3 protein-coding genes are annotated in these 2,582 nt (G+C 63.0%); 2 read left to right on the top strand and 1 reads right to left on the bottom strand.

Translation table 11 applies throughout. The features are described 5' to 3' along the window. Positions 1-297: WYL domain-containing protein (locus EN750_RS28585; protein ID WP_127398758.1), on the top strand; the 297-nt coding region annotated here is incomplete at its 5' end. 51 nt (positions 298-348) lie between these two features. On the opposite strand, the gene EN750_RS28580 is transcribed toward EN750_RS28585, so the two are convergent. Further along, positions 349-1,458, bottom strand: a complete 1,110-nt coding sequence (locus EN750_RS28580; protein WP_127398757.1) for a Gfo/Idh/MocA family oxidoreductase — start codon at positions 1,456-1,458, stop codon at positions 349-351. Positions 1,459-1,613: 155 nt separating this feature from the next. On the opposite strand from EN750_RS28580, the gene EN750_RS28575 reads away from it, so the two are divergent. Continuing rightward, the gene (locus EN750_RS28575) at positions 1,614-2,459 is read left to right on the top strand and encodes a MurR/RpiR family transcriptional regulator (RefSeq protein WP_189526540.1); all 846 of its coding nucleotides are present in this window, start codon (positions 1,614-1,616) and stop codon (positions 2,457-2,459) included. Positions 2,460-2,582 lie beyond the last annotated feature (123 nt).

The raw sequence follows: 2,582 nt of genomic DNA, 5'->3' as shown, positions 1-2,582 counted from the left end.
GCGATCGACCTGGCGCTGGTGCGACGCGCCATCCGCGACGAGGAGAAACTCGACCTCTCCTATCGCGACGAAATGGGCCGCGCCTCCGAGCGCCTCATCCGCCCGATCGCGCTCATCTACTACGCCGAAACCGCCAACATCGTCGCCTGGTGCGAGCTGCGCCAGGCGATCCGCAACTTTCGCAGCGACCGGATCGAGGACTGCCAGGCGACGGGGTTGCGCTTCAAGGGCGAAGGCGACCGGTTGCGGCAGGTCTGGGTCAACGGCTGGGAGATCAATGCGGCGGTTGGGGGCTGACGCGATTTCCCTTCTCCCCTTGTTGTGTGTGGGAGAAGGTGAGCCGCCGCCTTACCTCACATCGACCCAGCGCTTTTCCTCAAACGAGCGCGCCATTGCGTGGACGGTGCGCTCGATCTCCAGCCCTTCGGCAAACTCGATGAGCCGCGCCGGCTTGCCGGCAAGCCGCGTCAGCAATTCGTGGCATTCGATGATCTTGAGGTCGTTGAAGCCGAGGCCATGGCCGGGAGCCGGCACGAAGAGGTCATAGGGCTTGTGGTGCGGCGCCACCAGGATGGTGCGGTAGCCCTGTTCGGTCGGACGGTCTGATGTGAGATAGAGCTGGAATTCGTTCGATCGCTCCTGGTCGAACAGGATCGACCCTTTAGAGCCGAAGATCTGGACGGCGATGCGGCCCTTGCGGCCCCAGGCCGAGCGGTTGACCAGCAGCGTGCCGGCAATGCCATTTTCCAGATGCATCAGCACGCTGGCGATGTCGTAGGTTTCGACCGCGCGACGGCCGCCGCTGGCCAGCTTGCGGTCGGCATAGGGTTTGGCCATGTCGCAGATGACACTGGCGACGCGGCCGAACAGGGCTGAGACCAGCGACAGCGGATGCACGGCGAAATCGTCGAGCGCGCCATAGCCTGAAGCTGCTTCGTGCTTCCAGAAGAACAGCGCTTCGGGATCGGCCATGAAGTCCTCGTCCATCTCGATGCGCAGATGGTTGACCTCGCCGATGATCTTCTCGTCGAGCAACGCGCCGATGTGGCGGATGGCCGGGCTCTGGATGTAGTTGTAGCCAAGCGCCGCGACCTTGCCGGACTTTCTCGCCGCCGCCGCCATCGCCTCGGCCTCGGCAAAGCTCGGCGCCATCGGCTTTTCGCACCACAGATGCTTGCCGGCTTCGAGGATGGCTATGGCCATTTCCGGATGGAACTGGTTGGGCGTGGTCAGCGAGACGATATCGACTTCGGGATCGTTGACGACGGCCCGCCAGTCGCCCGACGCCTTGGCGAACCCGAACTCGCCCGCCTTGCGCCGGGCGAGCTCTTCATTGACCTCGCCGAGATGGACCAGCCGTGGCTTGGCAACGTCGGGAAAGACGGCGCTGACGGCACTCCATGCGATGGCGTGACACTTGCCCATGAAACCCGTACCGATGAGACCGACGCCGACCATTTTCCGTTTCTCCACTGCTTGAAGCGCTGCGTGGATGAATTAGTCCATTTTTCCCTGGAATGGAATGTCTGCCTCATTTTTTATGGTGTTCTTGCGCAGGCTCGCTATGATGATGCACAGAGGACGCTTCACGCATGAGCCTGGACAGAGCGACGATGGACGAACGGGTACCTCGCGATTTCGAGACGCTGCGCACCACCATCCTGGAGCGGCGCGAAAGCCTGCCGAAGCGCATCGCCCAGATCGCTGCCCATGCGCTCGACAATCCCGACGACATCGCCTTCGGCACCGCCGCCAGCATCGCCGCTTCGGCCGGCGTGCAGCCTTCGACCCTGATCCGATTTGCCCAGCAGCTTGGCTTCGATGGTTTCACCAGCCTGCAGCAGGTGTTTCGCGAACGGCTGCGCGAGCGCAACTCATCTTATGACGAAAGGCTGCAGGCGTTGCGCGCCAAGGCAGAGGGGGGTGCCGGCCACCGGGCGATCTTCGACGGCTTCGTCGCCGCCGCCTCGACCTCGCTCAACGACATTTCGCGCACGCTGGACGACGCGCATCTGGAAGAGGCCATTTCCCTGCTGGCGAAGGCGGAAACCATCTACGTTCTGGCCAAGCGCCGCTCGTATCCGGTGGCGTCCTACATCGCCTATGCGCTGGGCAAGCTGAAGATCCGCAACCAGCTGATCGAATCGGCGGCCGGGCTGAATGCCGAGATGATCGGCTTCGCCACGCCGGCGGATGCCGTCATCGCCATCTCCTTCTCGCCCTACGCGCCGGCCACGATTGAGGAGGCGCACAGTATTTCGGAACAGGGCGTGCCGATCGTCGCCATCACCGACAGCTCGTTTTCGCCGCTCGCCCAGTTCGCCAAGGTCTGGTTCGAGGTTGCCGAGGCCGATTTCGCCGGCTTCCGCTCGCTGTCGGCGACGATGGCGCTGGCCATGGCGCTGACCGTCGGCGTCGGCGAGAAGCGACGCGACACGGGCCGCAAGCGCAAGGGCTGATCCACCGCCGAAAAGGTACTTTTCATGAAAGGAACGCTCATTCCATATTGACTATGGATTGGAATTATTATTTCATATTCCCGGCGCCACGCTGCCGCTCGCGCGTGTACCCCAACACAACAA

This window comes from Mesorhizobium sp. M7A.F.Ca.ET.027.03.2.1 (assembly GCF_003999175.1).
In the GTDB taxonomy this organism is placed as follows: domain Bacteria; phylum Pseudomonadota; class Alphaproteobacteria; order Rhizobiales; family Rhizobiaceae; genus Mesorhizobium.
The sequence above is the reverse complement of the archived record's forward strand: the minus strand, read 5'-3'. Positions and strand labels throughout refer to the sequence as shown.

Coding starts and splice junctions, on each gene's coding strand:
- EN750_RS28580 (WP_127398757.1), bottom strand. CDS start 1,458: ATGGTCGGCGTCGGTCTCATCGGTACGGGTTTCATGGGCAAGTGTCAC.
- EN750_RS28575 (WP_189526540.1), top strand. CDS start 1,614: ATGGACGAACGGGTACCTCGCGATTTCGAGACGCTGCGCACCACCATC.